This window comes from Acinetobacter tandoii, assembly GCF_008867985.1.
Classification (GTDB): Bacteria; Pseudomonadota; Gammaproteobacteria; order Pseudomonadales; family Moraxellaceae; genus Acinetobacter; species Acinetobacter tandoii.
The window spans coordinates 403,534-424,819 of the sequence record NZ_VXLD01000001.1 but is presented as its reverse complement, the minus strand read 5'-3'; the positions used below and the strand labels follow the sequence as shown (position 1 = coordinate 424,819).

Sequence of the window (21,286 nt, the reverse complement as noted above, 5' to 3'; positions counted from 1 at the left end):
ATGATGATGGCTTTAGGATTATTTGTATTTGAACTTTCTACCGTTTCCTATCAGGATCTACAACGTACGACTGCATGGCGACACCCAAGCAATAACCGTGTCGGGAATACCCCTGCATATCAGTTCACAGGCAAAGATGAAGAAACCATTAACTTATCTGGAGGCATCTATCCTGAAATTACGGGCTATCAAAACTCGTTGGATATGCTGCGTAATATGGGCGACACAGGCAAGCAATACATTCTGATTGAAGGCACAGGCAAAATTTACGGTCTGGTGGTCATTAAAGAAGTTCAGGAAACTCGTTCCAACTTTTTCCATAATGGCGGTACCCGAAAAATCAGCTTTAGTATTTCTCTAACCATCACCGAAGACACCACCAAGAAATTGATTGGTCCTACAGGTCAGGCATTGTTAAGTTTAGGAGGCTTATTCCTATGAGCTTCCTTCCATCAAATACAACGCCCTATTCAAACCTCAGCAATTACCCGCATGCTATTTACCGCATTACTGTAAATGACGTTGATATTTCATCTACCCTTGCTTCACGGCTGATCGGGCTGACCTTGCAAGACAACCGAGGCATGGTGGCCGACAGTGTCGATCTGACTTTAGACGACAGTGACCATGCTTTAGATATTCCTTCTGTCGGTGCAGAAATGAAAGTCTGGCTCGGTTGGTCAGATACAGGTTTAATCTATAAAGGTACTTATCTGGTCACTGGTGGTTCACACTCTGGTGCACCCGATGTACTCAGAATTTCGGCAGAAAGTACCGACCTTGCCGAAGCCTTCAGACAAAAGCGAGAACGATCTTTCCATCAACAAACAGTCAGTGAGATATTTCAGGCATTGGCGTTTGAATATGGTTTAAAGGTATTGGTGCATGCCAGCTTAAGCAGCCGCTTGGTTTCACACATCGACCAGAACGATTCCGATGCCAACATTATGACGCGCATAGCCGATGAACACGATGCCATTGCCACGGTCAAAAATAATACCCTGCTACTACTGCCCATTGGTGAAGCTCAAACCAGTTCAGGACTTAGCCTGCCCGCAGTTGAATTGGTCAGAACCGATGGCGACCAACACAGTTATTCATACGGTCAAAGTCACGACAAAGTGGAATGTGTGAAAGCCTATTATCACAACCCTCAAAAGGGTGAAAAACTCTATGTCGTTGTTGGCAGCCATACCGACAACCCCAAAGAGATCCGCTTTATTCATCGGGATAAAAAAACTGCTGAACTAGCAGCTTTGGCAGAGTTAAAACGCTGTAAACGTGCAGAGCTTTCACTGTCTTATACCTTGGCAAAAGGTCGACCAGATTTACTCCCGGAACAAGAGTTTTCTTTTGTGGGTTTAAAGGCACAAATTGATGAAATTGTTTGGCTCGGCAAAACCATTACCCATGATTTAAATGAGTCTTCTGGCTATACCACTCGCATAGAGCTTGAGGTGCAATTGCCCAATGCAGATGATGTGTCTGTGTTGTTTGATGACACCACTAAAATTGAGCAAGAGAAAAAAACTAAGACCCATTCAGGGCAAAGAAAGGCGAAAAACTATAAGACTTATACAGGCGTGAAAACTTGGTACTCGGCAAAACCTAAACCACAGGTCTTAACTGTGGGAGATCAAAGTCAGCCCTTAATTTTGGTGCGAACTTATAAATCTAAAAAAACCGCGCAAGTGGCAGTGAAACGTGAATGGGCACGTATTCAAAAAGCCAAAGGTGCGACATAAAAAAAGCTGCCAGTTGTTCACAGGCAGCTATAAAGAGGGTCTATTTAAAATAACGTTATTTAATACATTTATCAATATAAAAGCACTATATTTAATACTTTTATTATACAATTAAAAATATAAACCTATAAAAGGTACTTCATGGCAAATACAAGAAATCAGAACACCTGTCCGCATTGCGGTTTTAAAGTCATCATCCGTCATTCTCACATTGAAAATGCTCTTTTAAAAACCCTGTACGGTCAGTGTCAAAACCTAGAGTGTGGTTGGACTGGTCGGGCGCATATGGAGTGGGCTGCCACTATTTCTCCTTCTGCTATGCCTAACCCTGAAGTCATGCTTCCCCTTGCCCCATGTGCTATTGCTAAATCAGTCGTTAGCCATGATCCACGTCAACTTCGGAGTCGTCATGGCTGACATTATCGATATCGCGCAACAACGCCAGTTAGAACAAGTTCAAATTCAACCTAAAGATTATTCAAAGCCTTCTCTTACCGAGTGTGAAGAATGTGGCAATGACATTCCACCAGAGCGTCAGAAGTATGGTGCTGTGACTTTGTGTGTGGCTTGCCAGAGTAATTTGGAACTGAAACGGAGTTTATACCGATGATTTCTTTTGCAGTGCTGTTCATTGTTTTGTTTGTGGTGGCTTTGCTGGTTTTATGGATGATGCTGGATTACCAGTACATTCGTATGCAAAGCATGTTGAAACAGGAATATAGCGTAATTGAGCGTTTGACGGTAAAGGTTAAAGTCAAGGAGGTGTAAATGTGGCTTTATCCTTTTTTAATGGGGACGTTAATCGGCTGTATTTCTGTCGGTATTTTTTTCTTATATTTCATTAGTTAAATCGTATTTCACTTAGCAAATCACATTCAAAAATAAAAATCTCAATTTGTAGCATCCCCTCTTACAAATTGAAGTCCGTGAAAAATGCTTCTTTCAAAAATAGACTCATCAGACAAAACAAAACCCCAAAGATTCAGAGTCTTTGAGGTTTCTGTATTCAATCCCTACACGACTAAGGATCAAATCATGTCTGAAAGTATAGCATTAATCATCAAAAGTTTTGAGGTAATCATGGAAAAATATGGCTACTGGAAAGTTAGTATTCTCATTTTATTGTGCATGATCATCTGGCGATGTTCGTATATTATTGCAGCACTAAAATTATGGTTTTAACTGCCATAAGCATTCTTAATGTTCATTTAAAAGCTCGTTTTCGAGCTTTTATATGGTTTACTTTTTAGCAACATCTGCAACAGACTTAGCAGCTTCTGAACTAGCTTTAAGAATTTCTGATGCTGCTTTTAAATTATTTAATAAAGCCTCATTGATATGAAAATCTTCATTTTCAACTCTTGTAACACCAAAATACTTCGATATAAGTGATAACTTTACTTCTTCAATCTTTTCGTCTGATACACCTTTTAAATAAGGTCCCATAGCTTTTAACTCTAAAGCTGTAGACTGCTCAATCTGTGCCATCTTTCTATGTTGAGATGAACGCTTAATAAAATAAGTACAGAGCGCAACAACAATACCAGTCATAAAAATTTTGGAGACAATAAAAAAAATTATTGACTGTGTATTCATAAGTGTTTCTAATGACTGATATTTTTCAAACGACGCATACGTAAAAATACCTGCACCAATTAGAACCGCAATAAAGAGGAGTTCAAAAAAAATTGCTAAATTAAAATTATTCTTACTGCTCGTGTTATAAATATTATAAGCCTCTAAATTTCCTTCAAAAATTTGGGCTGCTGTATAGTTTTCAATTTTACTGCGTAACACACTCACTTCATCATCAATCATCTTCTTAGCTGACATTTTTTGACTAATAAAGTTTGATGCAAAAATTTTATATTCATCTAGCCAACCCATAACATTAGTAGGTATCCATTTATCTCCATAAATAAATTTTCCATCTTTACCAAACTTTAATTTTCTAATATGGTAAACGGATAATGAATCTAATTTCTCAGAGATATATTGATCTAATACTTCATCTATTAAATTTTTATTATCTTGCAAAAACCTATAAAAGTCTTGGAGAGTTCTCGCACAACTATCCATTCCTGACTTGAACTCAATTTTATCATTTTCAGAATAGTCATCAGGAAAAATAACTTTTCCATCAAGAAATAACTGATAAAAACCTTTAAATTCAGTTAAAATTTGGTCCATCCTAATTTGAGAATTTAATGTCATCTTAATTCTTAAACCCTAATAAAGTCGTTTCCAAAGATTTCTCTAATTTATTTAGCATCCACTAAGCCCTTCTCTTGCCCATTAATTTATCTTATTCCACCCAAAACAAATGCAAATACATTATGCAAAAGGTAATGTATCAACCCTTTTAAGCAGCTTCGTCTAAAGCATTTCTTTTACTTTTATCTTTGTTAATTTTTTCTAGTTTTAAAAAATTCTGTGCAGCTTCTGGTTTTAAAAAGCCCCAAAGTACATACAAAGAAAATATGAAAACCGCGATAAAAAAGAGAAACACTACAGTGAATACACTACTTGAAATTGCTGGAGCCTTTTCTTTGTAAAGGACAGGAAGAAGTATCATTAAAATTAAAGGGCTTGCCCCAAATATATTAATAAGAATGTACCAAAATGTACCCCATAAAGAATCAGACTTTAATTTCTTCTCAGTATACTTAGGCTTTAATTTATATAGATTGGTTTCTTCATCCTTTTCAAGATAATCTTTTCCTATTTTAAACAGCCTTACCGCTTTTACTCGGTCACGACACGACATAATAAGTGCCAGCAAATCTAAATCTTTATTTTTAATATTGAGATAATTTTCAAGCTTTGAAACCTTAACGTGGTACTCCAATTCACTAGCATATTCTTTTAAAAACTCATCTTCTAAAAGCTTTTCTTGCTCAGTAATTTGTTCGTTACGCTTTTTTCTTCTGTGGTCTGAATAGTCTCTTATTCCTGCGACCACACCAGATTTAGCAATGAAATAAGTAGATGCCACCAACGCGGCAATAACGATCAAAGCATAGATAAGTTCTAGGCCATAATTTTGTTCTAAAATTTTTAGGAATACTTGGGTCGCATCTAAGTCACCATTCAAATTAACCGCCATTACTTCCCCCTTTCTGCTTTAACGTCAACACATCAGTCGCAGCTTTCACCATTTCCGTTGTGCTTTTCATTTGGTCAGAGATCAGGTTACTCATGTCTTTATGAGCAGCTCCATCTATTTCACGGCCAAAATATTTCAATGCGAGTTCTTTACGCACAGAAGCTGCTTCTTCTGTTGGTATGCTTTCCATAAAACTTGGATATGCTTGCAGCTCTACTTGAGTTTGGTAGTTTTGGTCGGCAAGGCGCTGGTAGTGAGCAGATTGTTTTAAGAAATAAGTAATTAAGGTAATACCTACAGCAAGGATTGAAAGTTTTAGGACCCAAAACTCGATATTTCCTAAATATTCAGTAACTAACCAATTTTTTAAAAATAAACCTAATAGTGAAAGCCCAATAGTAATTCCAATTGCTCTATAAAAATATGTTCTATAGCCCATTTCTAAACCACGATATTTTTCTACAGCATTATGATAAATATTCTCGGTCAGTGCATTATCTGCAATTGCTCGCGCTCTTCTAAAGCTTGAAACTTCATTACTTACTTCTTTATATGCTTTACCTAAATATTCTACTAACACATGCTGAAAATGCCGACCAGAAGTAATATAAGCATCTAACAAGCTATTAATTGCTAACAAGTCCCCCCTAACCTTCTCAATAAACTCTTTATTTTCATTAGCTAAAGATTCATTAAAGTCTTTTAAAGTATCATCCATTAAATCAAGAATTGCCTGAAAAAGTAAAGAATTATTAATACTATTGTATTTCTCCAATTCTTTAATTAGATTTCGAACAATAACCAATAAATCCTCATCATTAATTTTATTTTTAATATAATTTAGGTTTTCAAAAACTTGTGTCTTATTTTCCTGGAATATTTTTTCTCTTTTCTCATTTTCTCCATTTACATCTATACCAAAATTCATATTCACGCCAAAACCACCCTCTAACATAATAAAAACCTACAATACAAATCTATTAAAACTGACCAATCAAGCCGCATCTTTCGGAGCTTTATCCACCTTCGGCACTTCCACCTTTGGTGTCAAATCCTTCACTGCTTTTATAAAGTCAGTATTTGCCTTAATGTTTTCATGCATCAAGTTTTCACCACCTGTATAACTTTCATGGTGAATACCATTCCCAAAGTACTTATAAGCAAGGTCAAAGCGAATTTTTTCTTTCATTTCTTCAGGCATACCTTCCATATAGCGTGGAAGTGCATCCAGCTCTTTTGCTGTGCGGTAAGCATCATCAGCTAAACGACGGTTCATAAATGAACGCTTTAAAAGGAAAGCAGCAAGCGTAGTAGAAAGAATAAGTAAAGAAATTTTTTGCACATAGAACGTAGGTGTATGATTCCCATGGAACTGTTCTGCAAACTTAAATTTAACGTTTGCTGTATCAACCTCTATATACCAACCAAAGAAATATAAAAATAAAAATGCCAGTGCTACATAAAATGCAATTTCATAAAGTCTAGCTAAATTCTTAAACTTTTCAGAGTCATCTTCGAATATTTTGTGTACTTCCTTATTTTTTAGATCATTAGAAATAATATCAACCTGATTAACCTTTTTTCTTAGATTTTCTTGTTCATCTTTAAGGCTTAGAATTAAATTTTCAGCTTCAATTTTATAGTTCCTAAGTTCTTCAACTTTTTTATTCTTTTCTATATTTATACATATTTCTTGAATATTATTAAAAATCACTCTTATTTGCTCAGTCCAACCACCTGTTGTGAAATCCTTCTTTTCAATTAAAATATAAAGATATTCAATATGGTCATTATTTGCATGAATTCTATTGATAATAAAATCATAGTCTGAGAATTCAAGGTCATCAGTTTTATTAATTAGTTCAACTGCCAAATCAATATTAAAACCTGAAAAATAAACAAGTTCGGTAATAGTTTCAATATTATCAAATTTACTTTCAACAACATTAACTTTGAGAACTTCTAGAATATTTAATAAGTTTTCTTTCTGTTTTATTAAATTCGTTGAAATTTCATCTAAGCTAATTTTATTAATATTACTCACCCCAAAACCCCACCCAATTCATAATTTTTTATAAAGTATTGACTCCCTTATAGTATCTAAGCTACTCTAAATTTACCACAGCAAAATCTGTGGTCAGGCCTAGGAAACCTGCATAATCTAACAGGCGTAAAAAAGTCCGCCCATGCGGCTATTTTTTTGCGTAAAATTCGGCTACGCCTTTTTTGGTAGGCTGGATGAGGCAGCTTCGCGCTGGCCGTTACTGTTAGAACGGTTTTCCTAGCCTTGTTCAGTCTGCCACCATTACCCTAGGAAAGTGATGGTGTCAGGTTTAAAACTTGACTAACAGGACAAGCCAATGAAAACATTCGCTTCTACGCATTCGTGCACGCAAAATAAAGTACAAGAACACACTCCCATCTACGATCTAAACGCGTACCTCCTACGCCAAAGAAAACTCAAACACCAAAAACTGCTCAAGAACTTTGTCGAAGCCACTGTATTTATAAGCATGGCTGCCATGACCTTCTCCATTCTATTTTGGGGAGCATAATCATGAACGAACTTATCGACATCGAACATGCGGTCTATATACAAAACGACCTCATCAAAACCGACAGCTTAAAAGTTGCCGAATACTTTGGTAAGCACCATAAAAACGTTCTACAGAAAATTGAAAACCTAGAATGTTCGCCTGAATTCACGTGGGCTAACTTTTCAGCCCACGTGCAACCTATTCAGGCTGGAGCTGTCACCCGCGATTCCAAATATTATGAAATGACCAAAGACGGCTTTATCTTTTTAGTTATGGGTTTTACTGGCGCAAAAGCAGCCCAAATAAAAGAAGCCTACATCCAAGCCTTCAACCACATGGCAACCCAACTGCAAAACCAACACATTTGTGGGGACGAACTAAAAACAGGTGCCATTGTTCAACTGGTGTCGGGCGGTCCGCAACTCAGCGTCAGCCAACTCCTGACTAATGCTCAGGGCATTATCGAAACTGCCGAAGTCCTTTGGTTTCATCAGCACAAACTACAAAAGGAAATTGTGCCTATCGCCTGCCTGTGTCCGTTGGGTGCATCGCCAGTGCTGCAAAACATCTGGTCGCTCATTTACGACTACGGCATAGACCAACTCAACCACAGTGCAAAGCCCAACACCATTGCGCTAAACCTCAGCCAACTGCTTGCCTGCATTCCAGCTTTGCCACCCAAAAAGCAACTTATGCAGCAGCTAAAAACCAGTACTGCGCCATTCCCCCAGTGTATAGACCACTCTGTCGCTGTGCGTAGCACCATTGACCGTTCACTGTACCGATGCTTCGTATTCCAAAGTAGAGCAAAGCCACACAGCGCCTTACTTATATAGCAAACTTGAATTAGTTACATATTCATGTTGTGGTGCGACATTACAGGTCGCACTACCCTATATTTCGGTACAGATTTTTTAGAAAATAAACCCATGATCAATAGACAGGGGGAGCAATGCATTCAACAATCGAAATTAACAGCCATAAAGATATGACTGCCGAACAAATACTGGAAGAAATTCAGTATCCACTTGAAAACTTAGAACTTACGCTTTCAGCACTTACAAAAATGCATTTAGACCACCCACTTATGGGTGAAGAGTTAACAGCTCTTTTTAACACGCTACACTATCAAGTCGAGCGGATCTCCAAAGCGGTACAGAATAAATGAGGAAAACCCTAGCTTAGGCTGGGGTTTTTCTTTATTTACTTAGAATCAAACCTTTCTCTATTAAATTTGTGCGCAAAATACGTTTTATCATAATGAAGCTTTGCAAACTCCTTATTAAATTCATCTAATTCAAAAGTATTAAAAATATAAGATCCTTTAAGTGGAATAATTACTCTTTTCCACATCGGTGCCAAAAAAAATAATACATATTGTTCTGTAGGAGTCATAGAACTACATATCATTTCTTTATAAAACTGTTTAACTTTTCTCTCCATAGGAGTTAACTGTAAAAGATTCACTAGTGCGGCATAAAGCTCTAAATAACTAAAAATATCATACGAAATCAAATCATTATTATATTTTTTTGAAATTTTTTTAAACTCTTCACGAACTTTTTCTGAAGTTAACTCATGCTGTTTATTCTTGTATTGAGTAAAGATTGCGTAAACTTCTCTGTTAAATTTATCGAAAATCTCAAAACCTTGAATAATAGGTTCATCTTTAGGTCTTAAGATTAACTTATTTAATCTTTCATTCTTAAAATTCAATAAAGCATAAAACTGATTAGTAAATATAGCATTACGTGACTCTTTTAATTGCTCCTCATGATTATTTTGTGCCAGATCCAATTGAGCTTCAGTTGCATTAAAAGTTTGCTCATTAGCCTTTCGCTGCAAGCCCGCAGTATATGCAACTATACCAAGCGTAATAGAAGTAAATAGTGTATTAAGGCTACCATATATGTCACCTAAAGGCCCCAAATCAGATAGTTTAAGCGGGATGCTTGTTCCTTTCTCATCAACTATTGAAAGAGGTATTCCCCACACATTTACAGCTAAAGATTTAAAAACTAAAGGTAAAAAGAGGAAAAGAAATATTCCTCCCATTATAATGATTGCAAATATGAACGAATCAAAATTTTCATTAGCTTTTTTCTTATAATTTTCAGGTACATTTGGAATTATAAGTTTGAAAACAATAAACGAAATTACAAAAGCAATAGTGCTATTAACGATGAGTATATTTAACATATTTATTTCTTAGTAAAATGAATTATTTCTTAAACTGATTCGCATAAGTCTCAACAAGTGAAACCAATCCCCCACGCATTTCTTCACGCGTCTGTCTGTACAGCTCTAGCAGCTTCACTTCTTCATCAGAAAGCTCACCACTTTTAACTGGTTGTTTACCCCACAGTATGAACGAAATGTTAAAGCCGTGGTCTTCTAGCTTGTCCAAATAGTCTGTGTTCAAAGGCTCATTATGCTTCTCAAAACGCCCAACCGAGTTCTTTTTTACCCCAAGTATTTCTGCAAGTTCGTCCTGAGTCTGTATCCCCAAACGCTTCCGTTCTGCTTTTAAACGACCACCACGAGTCAATAAATCATCATTTTTCATACTTTTTCCTAAAAAAGCACTTGTAAAACACCATATTTAGTACTAAATTTAGAAACTCTAAGTATCTAAGTACGTTTTATGGTGATTTTCGCATGACTTCAACAAACATTCAAACAAAACCAAAGCACACAGAACTAACCCAAGTACGTTGGACTAAAAAACAGCTCAAAGCCCTAAAGAAAATTGCATTCGAGAAAGACACCAAAATTGCCATCTATATCCGTGATTTTATGGTCAAGCACCATCCCGAACTGCAAGACACCCCAAGCGACACGCAATTGTAATCAAAGCAGTTTTTATGCACATCGCATTGCTACAAAAAAGCAAAAAAGTACACAAACTCATACAGTTAAGTCGTTAAATTTTAGTGGGTCTACATGTCAAATATTAACGTTCTCATCGACGAAAAAATAAATCAGCTCTTCAGCTTTAAGCGGGTTGGAGACTGGTATCGTCAGGGAATCTGCCCAAACTGTGGTAAGAAAGAACTCTACACACATGCAATCAATCCGCGTTTGGTCAAATGCGCCCGCCTTAACAAATGCGGCTATGAAGAACACGTCAAAGAAATCTGTGAAGACCTATTTAAAGACTGGTCTAAAGACTTTCCACGCACCAAAGAAAACCCGCATGCCGCAGCAGACGCTTACCTGCTCCATGCCCGTGGTTTAGACCCAAACTTGCTCAAAGGTTTATACACGCAAGAACTCTTCAGAAATGACCTCAAATACCCAAACGAAGTCACCGCAACCGTCCGCTTTAAACTAGCAAATGGCATTTATTGGGAACGCTTTATCGACCGACCAGAGCGTTTTGGTCGCCAAAAAGCAAACTTCATAGGCAAATACGAAGGTCATGCGTGGACTTTAGACAAGCTCGATGCCTTGTGTAATGCACCTTCTATCTGGATTACTGAAGGTATTTTTAATGCTATTGCCCTCAGTTTTAGCAAACAGCCCAGCATTGCTACCCTTTCAACCTCTAACTATCCAAGCATTATCCTCAAGCAAATTGCCGAACGTTGTATCGAACTCAAAAAAGACCGTCCGCGTCTACGTTGGGCATTCGACAACGACAAAGCAGGCAAAAAGGCCATCAAGAAGTTTCACCTTCGTGCTTTACAGGAAAAATGGGACTCCACCGCAGCCCTGCCATCAGGTACTTTGGACTGGAACGACCTTTACCAACGCGACCAACTGCATTCCGAATACCGCGACCAGTACAAACACTATGGCGAACTGCTTATCGCCGAGTCTCCAGAGCAAGCAGGTTTGCTCATTTACAACCATAAGGATGCCCGCAGAAAAACCTTCTGGTTTAACCACAACTTCCGTTTGTACTGGTTCAACCTCGACATGGACAAATACACCAAAGAACTGGAGCGCATAGAAACAGATCCAGAGCGCGACTTATTGCTCGATAACCAAAAGCGAGAACTGGCTTTACAGCAATGTGCTGCCGTTTCCGAAATCTGTAATCGTCAGCTTAACCCACTGTATTTTCAGCGCAATGAAATTACCGATGAGTCCTGGTACTACTTCCAAATTTTAGACTCGGAAAAAGAAATGAAAGCCACCTTTACTGCGGACCAAATCTCGGCAAAAGGAAAGTTTGCCCCACGCCTGTTGTCAGTTCAGGTGGGTGCATGGTGGACGGGCAATGACCATCAGCTTTTAACCTTCATGAAAAACCAAACCGAGCGTTTACGTGAAGTTAAAACCATCGACTTTATTGGCTACAGTAAAGAATTTAAGGCGTACATTTTCAACCAACATGCTGTCTACAAAGGACAAGTGATTGAGATTAACGACCATGACTTCTACAAAGTTGGTCGTATTGAATTAAAGACGTTGGCAAACAGCCCAAATGTTCAGCTCAATCCTAAAACCACCTTTCAACCGACATGGTGGAAAGACTTTTATCGTGTCCGTGGCGCAAAAGGACTCATCGCTCTGGCGTGGTGGACTGGCTCATACTTTGCCGAACAAATTCGTGCCATGCACAGCTCTTTCCCTTTTATCGAAATTGTCGGGGAAGCAGGTGCGGGTAAATCACGCCTTATCGAATTTATGTGGAAGCTCTCAGGTCGACCAGACTATGAAGGTTTCGATGCCAACAAATCCACCAATGTCGCGGTGTACCGTAATTTCGCCCAAATCTCTAACTTGCCTGTCGTACTTATTGAGGGTGACCGCAACGACCAAAACGGCAATGCCGTAGGTAAACCCAAGTTTTCATGGGATGAACTGAAAGATGCCTACAACGGTCGTGCCATTCGCTCTAAAGGCTTAAAAACCGCAGGCAATGAAACCTATGAGCCGCCATTTCGTGGTGCCATCATGATTAGCCAAAACACCGCTATTCAGGCATCCGAAGCGATTCTGACCCGTACTTTACACCTCTATTTCGACCGTAAAGGACAGTCACTCGAAACCAAACGCATAGTCGATGAACTCGACCGCATGAACATTGAAGATGCCTGCACCTACATGACCCATTGCCTACGTCATGAAACAGCTTTTCTCCAAACCTATGCAGAGAAGCTCGATCAAATTGAAAAAGAGTTCCATAACAATGGCATTACCCATACCCGTATTGCACTATGCCATGCCCAAGTTTCAGCCCTGATAGATGCCTTGGCAAAGCATGTTTTGCACGATGTTCTAGATCTTGAAGATGTCTGTGCCGCCAAAGACATGCTGCTCGACATGGCACATGAACGCGTGAAACAGCTCAATGGAGATCACCCATTGGTTGAACAGTTCTGGGACGTGTACGAATACCTCAATTCAAGCCGTTCTAGCGACTTCTCAATTAACCATTTCGAGCATGATGCGCACCAAATTGCCATCAACCTAAACGAGGTTTACAAAGTTGCAGCCAAGAACTATCAGCAGCTCCCAGACATCAAAGAAATGAAGAACCTTTTAACCTCTAGCAGACGCTATAAGTTTGTCGATAAAAGCCGAGTGGTCAAAAGCCACCGCTACCCTGCGGACGAAGTCAAAAACGCACTGGAAGACCGAACTTTACGCGAACATACCGTTCGCTGTTGGATATTCCAAAATCCTGCCATTTCAGGAACACCCAACTCATGAAAATACAAAACAACAGTAAATATAGAAACTTAACTCATGCACAATTCAGAACAGTGGCACACAAGGGAGGCATAAATGGCTGAGTACGTGATTACGGTTGAAGCAGACCGAGCACCTGAAATTTTACTGGGTCAAAAACTCTTTGGTGGCAAAGTCACAGCCCTAAATTTAGGTAAACGTAAACTCATATCTGCCTCAGAACTGGCCGAGAAATATGGCTTATCCAACACCACAGTCCGAACCAAACTGGCAACCATTAACCAGGGAACTTGTGGCAAACATTTATATGACCCTGAACTGGCGGATGCCATGCTGTCCAAAACCTCCCGCACCCACAGACGCAGAAAGGAATAAGAAAAATAATTAATCACCCGCCTTGCGCGGGTTTAATTATGCCTGTTAAACGCTTCCACCAAATCATCCGCATTCGGGTTGTAATAAGTATTCACCAACACATCAATTTTCTTATGTCCAGTGATCTTGGCCAACACCTCTACAGGTAATTTTCTTATTCGAACCATCCGCGTAATGGCTTCATGTCGGGTATCGTGAAAATGCAGACCACTCAAACCCACCGCTTCCTTTCGTCTTTCCCACATTAACCGAAACGCATTTTCAGACTGTGGAATCACCTTTTTACCATCATGCTTAATCAAATCCAGTAAAGCCCGCGCTTCTTCGGTCAAAGGTACATTACGAGGCTCACCATTCTTGGTTTTCGGCAAGTGAATATGATGCTCATGCACATCTTTTTTCTGTAGCGTAATTAATTCCCCCCGACGTACAGCCGTTTCCAAAGCAAATAAAAATCCCCATGCAACATAATGCTGTGGCAAAACAGGAGTTTCCCCCACTTCATAATCCAACGCTTTCAGCATTAACTCAATTTCAGACTTATGAATACGACGCGATCGCGCTTTGGGCTTCTTCGGCTTGGTAATAAGCATCCATGGGTTTTCATCGATTAGAAACAGCTCTTTTTGTGCATAAGTAAAAACAGCACTATAAAAAGAGATCTCTTTTAAAACCGTATTCGCCCCAACCTCTCCAGATCTGCGGTTGCGCCAGTTGGTCAGTTGCTTTGGCGTAATATCATGCACAGACGTACCTGACAGAAAACCAAACTTTTCATCAAATATACCAATCTGACCTTTAATCCAACTGCGGGAACTTTTAGATTCTTTATATTGGCCAACATGCTCGTAGTAGTGATCAACCAACTCTCGAAAGGAAAATTTAGGTTTAATCCCTTGCTCTTCTTCTCTGGTAGCAATTTTGGACTCTAATATTTTTTTCGCAGCCCACTGTTCACATTCTCGACTGGTGTCACGGGTGCAAGATACACGTTTTCCATCAATTTGAAGCTGAATACGGTAAACATCGCCTCTTTTAACGGGCTTTGGCATTTTCATTGGTGCAATTCTTGGTGCATTTCTGGGGAAGTTTATTAATTATTTCTACTATTTTTTAAAATATCTAGGCAAAACAACAAAACTCAAACCATAAAAAAAGGGCTTACAAGTCGTTGAAATTGCTTGTAAACCCTTATTTTGTCTTGGTAGGCATATCCAGACTCGAACTGGAGACCTCTACGATGTCAACGTAGCGCTCTAACCAACTGAGCTATACGCCTATATGTCACGCATAATATTCAGTTTTTTTCACTTAGACAAGATCTTTCTTTTATTTTTCAATACAAACGTGCAAGTTTTAAGCATTTCAGCAAATTGTTCAATCTCTTGCTCACTATGCTTCGGTGCATACATAATCTTTCGGTGTAAATGCGCGATATTTTCAAAGATCTGGATATCATCCATTTCTATTTCATCACTAAGGCGGTGCATCCAAACAGTGATTGTTTCAGACTCCTGCTTACGTAAATCATGCTGTAATTTTTTAGAAAACCGCCAAAGTAAACGATCAATTTCAGAGATATTTTTCCATTTTAGATAAACGATAAAAAGAAAATACCCTGCTAAAAGAGATAAAACACTTAAGACCAATACCATAACCATTGCATAGGTTGAACGAATACCTAAACGAGTTAACCAGCTTTGTTGTGATTCGGCATTATAGCCAACTACCTTACTTTGCCATTGATAGCTTGCATAATCACTCCAAATACGCATTTTTTTTAGTAAAGCATACTGCTGATAACTCACATTAGACCTTTCTGCTCCCCAAACATTTTGCTCAGCATCCATATAGTTTTGCATCCCTGAGTCTATGCGCTGTGGTGCAATAATCGCTGTCGGATCAATCCTCATCCATTTACCATGCAACTTTACTTCTGTCCACGCATGAGCATCGAGTTGTCTAAGTTCCCAACTTTTACCATCGGGTGCTAAATCTCCTCCCTGATATCCCACGACAATACGTGCTGGCAGTCCCACATATCGCATCAATAAAGCAAAACTTGATGCATAATGTTCACAGAAACCTTGCTTCGATTGAAAAAGAAAATCATCAATACGGTTCTGTCCCAGTAATCCTGGCTGTAGGGTATATGCAAAATGTTGGTGCTTATACCAATCAATAACATGATGGATATATCGTTCTGGATCATGACCCGCTTGTTCAAATAATTGCTGTGCTAATTTTTGTGCGCGAAGATCCAAATGCGCTGGGTATTTAGTGGTACTTTTTCTAGTAGTTGGATCCTCTTTAACAAAATCAGCAAGAGTGCTTTTTCCTAACCACTGTAAATCTATCGGTTCATTCAACTGTACAGCGCGATTTGGCACGATACTGCCATCTTTTTTTAAGAAATATTGAGGATTATTCGGGATCGATTGATCCAGCCCCATGACCCAACTGCTCTGCGGATCCGCTGCTAAATATCGATATTTAAACTGCACGTGCTGAACCAGTCGTGTCTGATTTTCAGAGTTATAATTTTGCTGATTAAATGGGCTACTGGTCCACGTTTGACCATCATAGTGATCGAGTACCATCGCTCGCCAATACAGCTCTGAACGTGGTGGTAGCTTCGACATATCCCCCAAAATACGGAATGCTAAAGCACTGGATTGAGATAATTCTGCAATATCTCCTGGAGACATGCGATCACTCATGCCTGTAACGGCTTTATTTTCAGGAAGGGGGATATGCCATAACGGCGGTAAGCGTGGAAAAAATAAGAACAGCAACACAAAAAAAGGTAGCGCGAGGCCTATGAACTTTGCAACATGTTTTAAATCCTGCTTAAACCCACCTGTTATGCTCTCTTGATGCTGAAAACCTGCGGTTTGAAGCCGATATAACCCCATAAAACAACTAACTAAACAGGCAAGTACGATACTTGCCATCCAGATGGACTGGCTAAATAAAAATGAACTCGCAGCCACGAATAAAGCAAAATTAAAAATAATAATGACATCACGCGTATTTTTAATTTCTAAGGCTTTTGCAAAAAGAAACGTGGTTAATATAGCAACTCCAGCCTCAACGCCAATAAAGGTGCCATAGCTAAAATAAATGCTCGCAAGTGCTGCGAGTACCCCCAAAGCTGTCCACAATTTTGAAAAAGCGTGTAATTCACTTTGTCTAAAATGAATATATAGCGTTGTAATCGCAGTCAGTAGAAGTGCCGAAAGCATTATTGGCAAATATGCAGCTTGCGCTATCAAAATTAAACTTAAGCTTAATAAAATGGTTAATTTGACCGAAGAGCTAAGTGTATTTTTCATTATTTAAGCCTGTGCCAGCAACCGTTTAGCTTGTAGCATTTGTTGCTCCCCAAGCCCTTTGACCAGTTCAGCATGTGGTAGAAGTAAACGATAAGCATATTGCTGTTGCTCACATTGTTCGACCAGCCCCATCATCAAACTCAACTTTTCTTCATGATCTGTACTCGGCATATGTAGATAATCAATATCTATGCTATGTAAATCATCATGTTGCTCAAAAACTTTCACATAAAGCCCTTGTCCTCGCGCCACCTGCTTCCAAGAAACAGCTTGGATAGAATCACCTTGTCGAAAATCACGTAACTCTCGAAATTCATCCAAATCTAATTCCTGTGCTTGTCGCGAATACTGCTGTTGCATTATTGAATATTGAGCATGAGGTGCAATCCAAGATTGCCCTTTCAAATACATATAAGTCCATGCCCGAACTAATCCAAAAGGATAGACTGAAAAAAGCGTGATTGTAGGATATTCAAATGCTCCACGTTTATTTGTTTTGAGTTCAATTACATAGCGATATCGAAGATCTGCAAACCTGATCCGATGTATCTGCGTATCAACACTCATCCATAAATAACGTGCTTGATGTTGAGACTGTTTAAAGTAGAGCTCTAAGCTTAAAGGCTGCCCCACTTGCCCCAGTTCCGTATAGGAAACTTCAATCTGCAAACCATGCAACTGCTTAAAGGTCAGGTAAAAACTAATACATAAAATGGCACTAATCAGAAAACAAAAACCAAGAATTAAATTATTGGCATAATTCACACCCGCAATAAAGGTAATTAAAATCAATACCAGATATAAGTACCCCTGCTGATACATAAAAACCAACACATCTTTTTGCGTCAATATTTTCTGTTGCTCAAAACTAAATCTTTTTTTTGTCCATTTCGCCCACAATGACTGAATCAACGTAAATTTCCTTGCCATTAACTGATCGGAATCTGTCGCATAAGCTGTGCAGTTTCAATTTCACTGAGACCTATTCGATGTGCCGTAACCGCAACAAAAACAGCTTGGACATCATCCGCAGTGACGAAACTACGCTGTTCAATTAAAGCATGTGCTTGTGCTGCTTTTTTTAATGCCAATAGCCCGCGTGTTGATAAACCGTGACGCCCTTTACGGCTTTCTTGCGCAAAATCTAGAAGATAATCCATGACAACATCGCCCACATAAACCTGCTGTACCAAATGTTGTAATTGCAATATCTCATCTTGCTGAAAGACTTGTGCCAAAGTTGAAATTAAAACTTGTCTTGAATCTTGCTGTAATAATAATTTTTCTGCTGAGCGCGAAGGATAGCCCAGAGACAACCGCATTAAGAAGCGATCTAGCTGAGATTCAGGTAAGGCGTATGTTCCACTCTGAAATAGCGGGTTTTGTGTTGCAATCACCCAAAACGGTTGCGGTAAGGCATAACGAATCCCATCGACAGTAACCGCACCCTCTTCCATCGCCTCCAGTAAAGCACTTTGCGTTTTTGGGCTACAACGATTGATTTCATCAGCCAAAAGAATTTGGGTAAAAATCGGACCTTGTTTAAACTCAAACATATGCTCTTTTTGATTAAACATATTGACGCCAATCACGTCACTGGCCAACATGTCATTAGTAAATTGAATACGTTGAAATTGTAGTCCTGCAATATGCGCCAAAGCACTAGAGAGTGTGGTTTTGCCTAAACCAGGTAAATCTTCAAAAAGTACATGCCCACCTGCCAACAAGCAGCTCAACGCCAACTTGGTTTGTTGCTCTTTATCTAAAATAATCTGGTTAATTTGAGTCAAAAAAGTCTGAACTTTACTGGCATAGGCTTGAATTTTGGCATCTATTTTCCGTGTGTCTTCTGCTAAGTGCTGCTCTTCTTTCTGTTTTGCCCAAATCACAAATGTTCCCCAATAAAAACGGTGCATGATTAACATACACCGTTTTTAACTTTTTCCAAAGGAATCAGTGACTTTCTAAATGTCCATCAACACGGACATTTCTTTAAATTGCCACCAGCCGTCGGATAACGTGAATCTATACAATGACGATAAAAGGTTTTCGCATCCATTGGCGTTAAATCAGGATGATGCTTTTTCATATGCTCCACATAATTTTCATAATCTGGAACACCAACCATCAACCGAAAGCTTTGCTGTAAACCCTGCCACAATGTTGTAATTCTTGACCAATTTTTTGGCGAAAAAATTAAGCCTTTTTGCGACATGATGGTCATCTTGATGATTTTATAAATCACCGTTTTACCACCTTTGGCAAATTTAAGATTCATCTTACTCACCTCACCTTATATACTTGCAAAGTCATATCGCAAAAATTAATGTGACTTAGAAATTGTGACTTCTTCAGGATCTGCATACACAGCTGGCGCTTCATTAACCGTTGGAACTGGGCTTGCCAATGCACGACGAATTACACCAATCGCAGCAAAGATCATCACCACTGCCACAATCATAAAGAATGCACAAAGCGCAGCATTGATTTGATTCGACAATACAATCGTTTGCATTTCTTCAAATGTTTTCGCCGGTTTTAAAATTTCACCCTTCGCAATAGCAGCTGAGAATCTATCTGCTTGCGCCAAAAAACCAATTTTTGGATTTTCATGGAAGATTTTTTGCCAACCTGCCGTCATACAGGTAATGATTAAGAAAACCGTTGGGATAATGGTGACCCAAACATATTTCTCTTTCTTCATTTTAAACAGAATGACAGTACCCAAGATCAACGCCATAGCTGCCAACATTTGGTTACCAATACCAAATAACGGCCATAAACTGTTAATACCACCGAGCGGATCGACTACACCTTGATAAACGAAGAAACCCCACCCAGCAACTGCAACTGCTGTCCCAACCATGTTTCCAAAAAAACTGTGTGTGTTTTTAAGTGAAGGAACCACAATACCTACAGTATCTTGCACCATAAAACGACATGCACGTGTACCAGCATCGACCGCAGTTAAAATAAACAATGCTTCGAATAGAATCGCAAAGTGATACCAGAATGCCATCATCGAACGGTTATTAAAAATTTCCGTAATGATGTGTGCCATACCAATTGCAAACGTTGGCGCACCACCTGTACGTGAAAGAATGGTCGTTTCACCCACCTCTTTTGCAAGCAAACTTAACGTTTCAGGGGTTACAACAAAACCTAAATTTCGTACTGCCTCTGCTGCGGATTCTACAGTCGTCCCAAGAACAGCAGCAGGTGCATTAATTGCAAAATACACCCCTGGCTCAAGCACAGTCGCACAAATCATTGCCATAATCGCAACAAATGATTCCATTAACATTCCACCATAACCAATCACACGAATATTGACTTCGTTATCGATCAATTTAGGCGTTGTTCCTGAAGATACTAAAGCATGGAAACCTGAGATTGCACCACAAGCAATGGTAATGAAAAGAAATGGGAACATAGAACCTGCAAATACAGGACCAGTTCCATCAACAAAATGCGTCACAGAAGGCATTTTCAACATCGGCATTGCAACCATAATTCCGACTGCAAGTCCTGCAATGACCCCGATTTTTAAGAATGTAGATAAATAATCACGCGGTGCTAACAATAACCACACAGGTAAAACAGATGCGACAAAACCATAAATAATCAAACACCACGTTAACTGTACGCCTGTTAAAGTAAAAAATGGCCCCCAGTATGGATCTGCAGCAACATTACCGCCATAGACAATTGCCGCCATCATCAATACAAAACCAATGATGGAAACCTCTGCGATCTTACCTGGACGTAAGTAACGCATGTAAATGCCCATGAACAACGCAATCGGTATTGTTGCAGCAATAGTGAATACACCCCAAGGACTATGTGCAAGTGCTTTGACCACCACCAAAGCCAATACAGCCAAAATAATGATCATTACGCCCAGCGCGCCAAGCATGACCACAATACCTGCAAATGATCCTAACTCCTGCTTGGCCATTTCACCCAGTGATCGTCCATCACGACGGGTTGAAATAAACAAGACTAAGAAGTCTTGAACAGCTCCTGCAAGAACAACACCCACCAACAACCAAATGGTACCAGGCAAATATCCCATTTGCGCTGCTAGAATCGGCCCGACTAAAGGACCTGCACCCGCAATTGCCGCGAAATGATGACCAAAAAGTACATATTTATTGGTCGGCACATAGTCCAGACCATCATTTAAACGATGAGCTGGAGTTAAGCGTCTTGGATTCAGTTCAAAAACTTTGGTTGCAATAAATAAACTATAAAAACGATAAGCAATGCTGTATACACAGATGGCAGCTAAAACCAGCCAAACTGCATTCACATGCTCGCCGCGACTAACCGCCAATATTCCAAAAGATACCGCGCCTATAATCGCGACTAAACTCCAGATCAATTTGGAAGGGAGTGTAGATTTTCGTTGAATCGTATCCATTCATGACCTCATTTAAGATTTATTAAGCAGTTTGATTTTTTTGTTCGCGTTATATCTGCCGAATTCCTTGTCGACTTTACTCCTTTTTACTCCTTCTACTTTAGTCTGCCTCTACGACTTTG

General features: G+C 39.2%; 22 protein-coding genes and 1 tRNA gene. 10 read left to right on the top strand and 13 right to left on the bottom strand.

What is annotated here, in order from left to right; translation table 11 throughout:
- From F4W09_RS02025 to F4W09_RS17080, 5 genes are all read left to right on the top strand, one after another.
- Complete coding sequence (locus F4W09_RS02025; protein WP_151503843.1) at window positions 1–441, top strand: phage tail protein; 441 nt, start codon at window positions 1–3, stop codon at window positions 439–441.
- Window positions 438–1,745, top strand: coding sequence for a contractile injection system protein, VgrG/Pvc8 family (locus F4W09_RS02020; RefSeq protein WP_151503842.1), 1,308 nt, complete (start codon window positions 438–440; stop codon window positions 1,743–1,745). The genes F4W09_RS02025 and F4W09_RS02020 overlap by 4 nt, the downstream gene beginning before the upstream one ends.
- Window positions 1,746–1,886: 141 nt before the next feature.
- Window positions 1,887–2,162, top strand: coding sequence for an ogr/Delta-like zinc finger family protein (locus tag F4W09_RS02015; protein ID WP_151503841.1), 276 nt, complete (start codon window positions 1,887–1,889; stop codon window positions 2,160–2,162).
- The gene (locus tag F4W09_RS02010) at window positions 2,155–2,355 is read left to right on the top strand and encodes a TraR/DksA C4-type zinc finger protein (protein WP_131321813.1); all 201 of its coding nucleotides are present in this window, start codon (window positions 2,155–2,157) and stop codon (window positions 2,353–2,355) included. Before F4W09_RS02015 ends, F4W09_RS02010 begins: the two co-directional genes overlap by 8 nt.
- Complete coding sequence (locus tag F4W09_RS17080; RefSeq protein ID WP_165493925.1) at window positions 2,352–2,513, top strand: hypothetical protein; 162 nt, start codon at window positions 2,352–2,354, stop codon at window positions 2,511–2,513. The genes F4W09_RS02010 and F4W09_RS17080 overlap by 4 nt, the downstream gene beginning before the upstream one ends.
- Before the next feature lie 471 nt (window positions 2,514–2,984).
- Here F4W09_RS17080 and F4W09_RS02005 read toward each other — a convergent pair whose 3' ends face one another.
- The 4 genes from F4W09_RS02005 to F4W09_RS17215 all read right to left on the bottom strand — a co-directional run bounded on the left by F4W09_RS02005 (window position 2,985) and on the right by F4W09_RS17215 (window position 6,895).
- Window positions 2,985–3,959, bottom strand: coding sequence for a hypothetical protein (locus F4W09_RS02005; RefSeq protein WP_171492374.1), 975 nt, complete (start codon window positions 3,957–3,959; stop codon window positions 2,985–2,987).
- A 148-nt stretch (window positions 3,960–4,107) separates the two neighbouring features.
- Complete coding sequence (locus F4W09_RS01995) at window positions 4,108–4,851, bottom strand: hypothetical protein (RefSeq protein WP_151503838.1); 744 nt, start codon at window positions 4,849–4,851, stop codon at window positions 4,108–4,110.
- On the bottom strand, window positions 4,841–5,806 hold the full coding sequence (locus tag F4W09_RS01990; RefSeq protein ID WP_244948526.1) for a hypothetical protein: 966 nt from the start codon (window positions 5,804–5,806) through the stop codon (window positions 4,841–4,843). The genes F4W09_RS01995 and F4W09_RS01990 overlap by 11 nt, the downstream gene beginning before the upstream one ends.
- 39 nt (window positions 5,807–5,845) lie before the next feature.
- A complete protein-coding gene (locus F4W09_RS17215) occupies window positions 5,846–6,895 on the bottom strand; it encodes a radical SAM family protein (RefSeq protein WP_215899314.1) in 1,050 nt (349 codons plus the stop codon).
- A 513-nt stretch (window positions 6,896–7,408) separates the two neighbouring features.
- On the opposite strand from F4W09_RS17215, the gene F4W09_RS01975 reads away from it, so the two are divergent.
- Together F4W09_RS01975 and F4W09_RS01970 are read left to right on the top strand one after the other, a co-directional pair.
- On the top strand, window positions 7,409–8,224 hold the full coding sequence (locus F4W09_RS01975; protein ID WP_151503836.1) for a Rha family transcriptional regulator: 816 nt from the start codon (window positions 7,409–7,411) through the stop codon (window positions 8,222–8,224).
- A gap of 116 nt (window positions 8,225–8,340) precedes the next feature.
- Window positions 8,341–8,556, top strand: coding sequence for a hypothetical protein (locus F4W09_RS01970; RefSeq protein ID WP_151503835.1), 216 nt, complete (start codon window positions 8,341–8,343; stop codon window positions 8,554–8,556).
- Between the two features lie 35 nt (window positions 8,557–8,591).
- On the opposite strand, the gene F4W09_RS01965 is transcribed toward F4W09_RS01970, so the two are convergent.
- Together F4W09_RS01965 and F4W09_RS01960 are read right to left on the bottom strand one after the other, a co-directional pair.
- The gene (locus F4W09_RS01965; protein ID WP_151503834.1) at window positions 8,592–9,587 is read right to left on the bottom strand and encodes a hypothetical protein; all 996 of its coding nucleotides are present in this window, start codon (window positions 9,585–9,587) and stop codon (window positions 8,592–8,594) included.
- A gap of 22 nt (window positions 9,588–9,609) precedes the next feature.
- Window positions 9,610–9,954, bottom strand: coding sequence for a helix-turn-helix domain-containing protein (locus F4W09_RS01960; RefSeq protein ID WP_151503833.1), 345 nt, complete (start codon window positions 9,952–9,954; stop codon window positions 9,610–9,612).
- A gap of 92 nt (window positions 9,955–10,046) precedes the next feature.
- Here F4W09_RS01960 and F4W09_RS01955 point away from each other — a divergent pair, with 92 nt between their 5' ends.
- The 3 genes from F4W09_RS01955 (at window position 10,047) to F4W09_RS01945 (ending at window position 13,406) form a co-directional block, all read left to right on the top strand.
- The gene (locus F4W09_RS01955; RefSeq protein ID WP_044738561.1) at window positions 10,047–10,238 is read left to right on the top strand and encodes a DCL family protein; all 192 of its coding nucleotides are present in this window, start codon (window positions 10,047–10,049) and stop codon (window positions 10,236–10,238) included.
- A gap of 93 nt (window positions 10,239–10,331) precedes the next feature.
- The gene (locus F4W09_RS01950) at window positions 10,332–13,052 is read left to right on the top strand and encodes a toprim domain-containing protein (protein WP_151503832.1); all 2,721 of its coding nucleotides are present in this window, start codon (window positions 10,332–10,334) and stop codon (window positions 13,050–13,052) included.
- Window positions 13,053–13,127: 75 nt separating this feature from the next.
- Window positions 13,128–13,406, top strand: coding sequence for a helix-turn-helix domain-containing protein (locus F4W09_RS01945; RefSeq protein WP_151503831.1), 279 nt, complete (start codon window positions 13,128–13,130; stop codon window positions 13,404–13,406).
- Window positions 13,407–13,438: 32 nt separating this feature from the next.
- Here the strand turns inward: F4W09_RS01945 and F4W09_RS01940 are convergent, their stop codons facing one another.
- The 7 genes from F4W09_RS01940 to F4W09_RS01910 all read right to left on the bottom strand — a co-directional run bounded on the left by F4W09_RS01940 (window position 13,439) and on the right by F4W09_RS01910 (window position 21,164).
- Window positions 13,439–14,464, bottom strand: coding sequence for a tyrosine-type recombinase/integrase (locus F4W09_RS01940; protein ID WP_151503830.1), 1,026 nt, complete (start codon window positions 14,462–14,464; stop codon window positions 13,439–13,441).
- A 144-nt stretch (window positions 14,465–14,608) separates the two neighbouring features.
- Window positions 14,609–14,685: transfer RNA gene (locus F4W09_RS01935), tRNA-Val, on the bottom strand.
- A 28-nt stretch (window positions 14,686–14,713) separates the two neighbouring features.
- Window positions 14,714–16,741: a transglutaminase TgpA family protein gene (locus tag F4W09_RS01930; protein ID WP_151503829.1), complete on the bottom strand. Its 2,028-nt coding sequence runs from the start codon at window positions 16,739–16,741 to the stop codon at window positions 14,714–14,716.
- Between the two features lie 3 nt (window positions 16,742–16,744).
- Window positions 16,745–17,650, bottom strand: coding sequence for a DUF58 domain-containing protein (locus tag F4W09_RS01925; RefSeq protein WP_418655078.1), 906 nt, complete (start codon window positions 17,648–17,650; stop codon window positions 16,745–16,747).
- 20 nt (window positions 17,651–17,670) lie between these two features.
- Window positions 17,671–18,630: an AAA family ATPase gene (locus tag F4W09_RS01920; RefSeq protein ID WP_418655077.1), complete on the bottom strand. Its 960-nt coding sequence runs from the start codon at window positions 18,628–18,630 to the stop codon at window positions 17,671–17,673.
- A gap of 86 nt (window positions 18,631–18,716) precedes the next feature.
- Window positions 18,717–19,019 (bottom strand): YbdD/YjiX family protein, encoded by a 303-nt coding sequence (locus F4W09_RS01915; RefSeq protein ID WP_044740299.1) that lies wholly within the window; start codon window positions 19,017–19,019, stop codon window positions 18,717–18,719.
- A 45-nt stretch (window positions 19,020–19,064) separates the two neighbouring features.
- The gene (locus F4W09_RS01910) at window positions 19,065–21,164 is read right to left on the bottom strand and encodes a carbon starvation CstA family protein (protein ID WP_151503826.1); all 2,100 of its coding nucleotides are present in this window, start codon (window positions 21,162–21,164) and stop codon (window positions 19,065–19,067) included.
- Window positions 21,165–21,286: the final 122 nt, after the last annotated feature.

Coding starts and splice junctions, on each gene's coding strand:
- F4W09_RS02025 (WP_151503843.1), top strand. CDS start 1: ATGATGATGGCTTTAGGATTATTTGTATTTGAACTTTCTACCGTTTCC.
- F4W09_RS02020 (WP_151503842.1), top strand. CDS start 438: ATGAGCTTCCTTCCATCAAATACAACGCCCTATTCAAACCTCAGCAAT.
- F4W09_RS02015 (WP_151503841.1), top strand. CDS start 1,887: ATGGCAAATACAAGAAATCAGAACACCTGTCCGCATTGCGGTTTTAAA.
- F4W09_RS02010 (WP_131321813.1), top strand. CDS start 2,155: ATGGCTGACATTATCGATATCGCGCAACAACGCCAGTTAGAACAAGTT.
- F4W09_RS17080 (WP_165493925.1), top strand. CDS start 2,352: ATGATTTCTTTTGCAGTGCTGTTCATTGTTTTGTTTGTGGTGGCTTTG.
- F4W09_RS02005 (WP_171492374.1), bottom strand. CDS start 3,959: ATGACATTAAATTCTCAAATTAGGATGGACCAAATTTTAACTGAATTT.
- F4W09_RS01995 (WP_151503838.1), bottom strand. CDS start 4,851: ATGGCGGTTAATTTGAATGGTGACTTAGATGCGACCCAAGTATTCCTA.
- F4W09_RS01990 (WP_244948526.1), bottom strand. CDS start 5,806: ATGTTAGAGGGTGGTTTTGGCGTGAATATGAATTTTGGTATAGATGTA.
- F4W09_RS01975 (WP_151503836.1), top strand. CDS start 7,409: ATGAACGAACTTATCGACATCGAACATGCGGTCTATATACAAAACGAC.
- F4W09_RS01970 (WP_151503835.1), top strand. CDS start 8,341: ATGCATTCAACAATCGAAATTAACAGCCATAAAGATATGACTGCCGAA.
- F4W09_RS01965 (WP_151503834.1), bottom strand. CDS start 9,587: ATGTTAAATATACTCATCGTTAATAGCACTATTGCTTTTGTAATTTCG.
- F4W09_RS01960 (WP_151503833.1), bottom strand. CDS start 9,954: ATGAAAAATGATGATTTATTGACTCGTGGTGGTCGTTTAAAAGCAGAA.
- F4W09_RS01955 (WP_044738561.1), top strand. CDS start 10,047: ATGACTTCAACAAACATTCAAACAAAACCAAAGCACACAGAACTAACC.
- F4W09_RS01950 (WP_151503832.1), top strand. CDS start 10,332: ATGTCAAATATTAACGTTCTCATCGACGAAAAAATAAATCAGCTCTTC.
- F4W09_RS01945 (WP_151503831.1), top strand. CDS start 13,128: ATGGCTGAGTACGTGATTACGGTTGAAGCAGACCGAGCACCTGAAATT.
- F4W09_RS01940 (WP_151503830.1), bottom strand. CDS start 14,464: ATGAAAATGCCAAAGCCCGTTAAAAGAGGCGATGTTTACCGTATTCAG.
- F4W09_RS01930 (WP_151503829.1), bottom strand. CDS start 16,741: ATGAAAAATACACTTAGCTCTTCGGTCAAATTAACCATTTTATTAAGC.
- F4W09_RS01915 (WP_044740299.1), bottom strand. CDS start 19,019: ATGAATCTTAAATTTGCCAAAGGTGGTAAAACGGTGATTTATAAAATC.
- F4W09_RS01910 (WP_151503826.1), bottom strand. CDS start 21,164: ATGGATACGATTCAACGAAAATCTACACTCCCTTCCAAATTGATCTGG.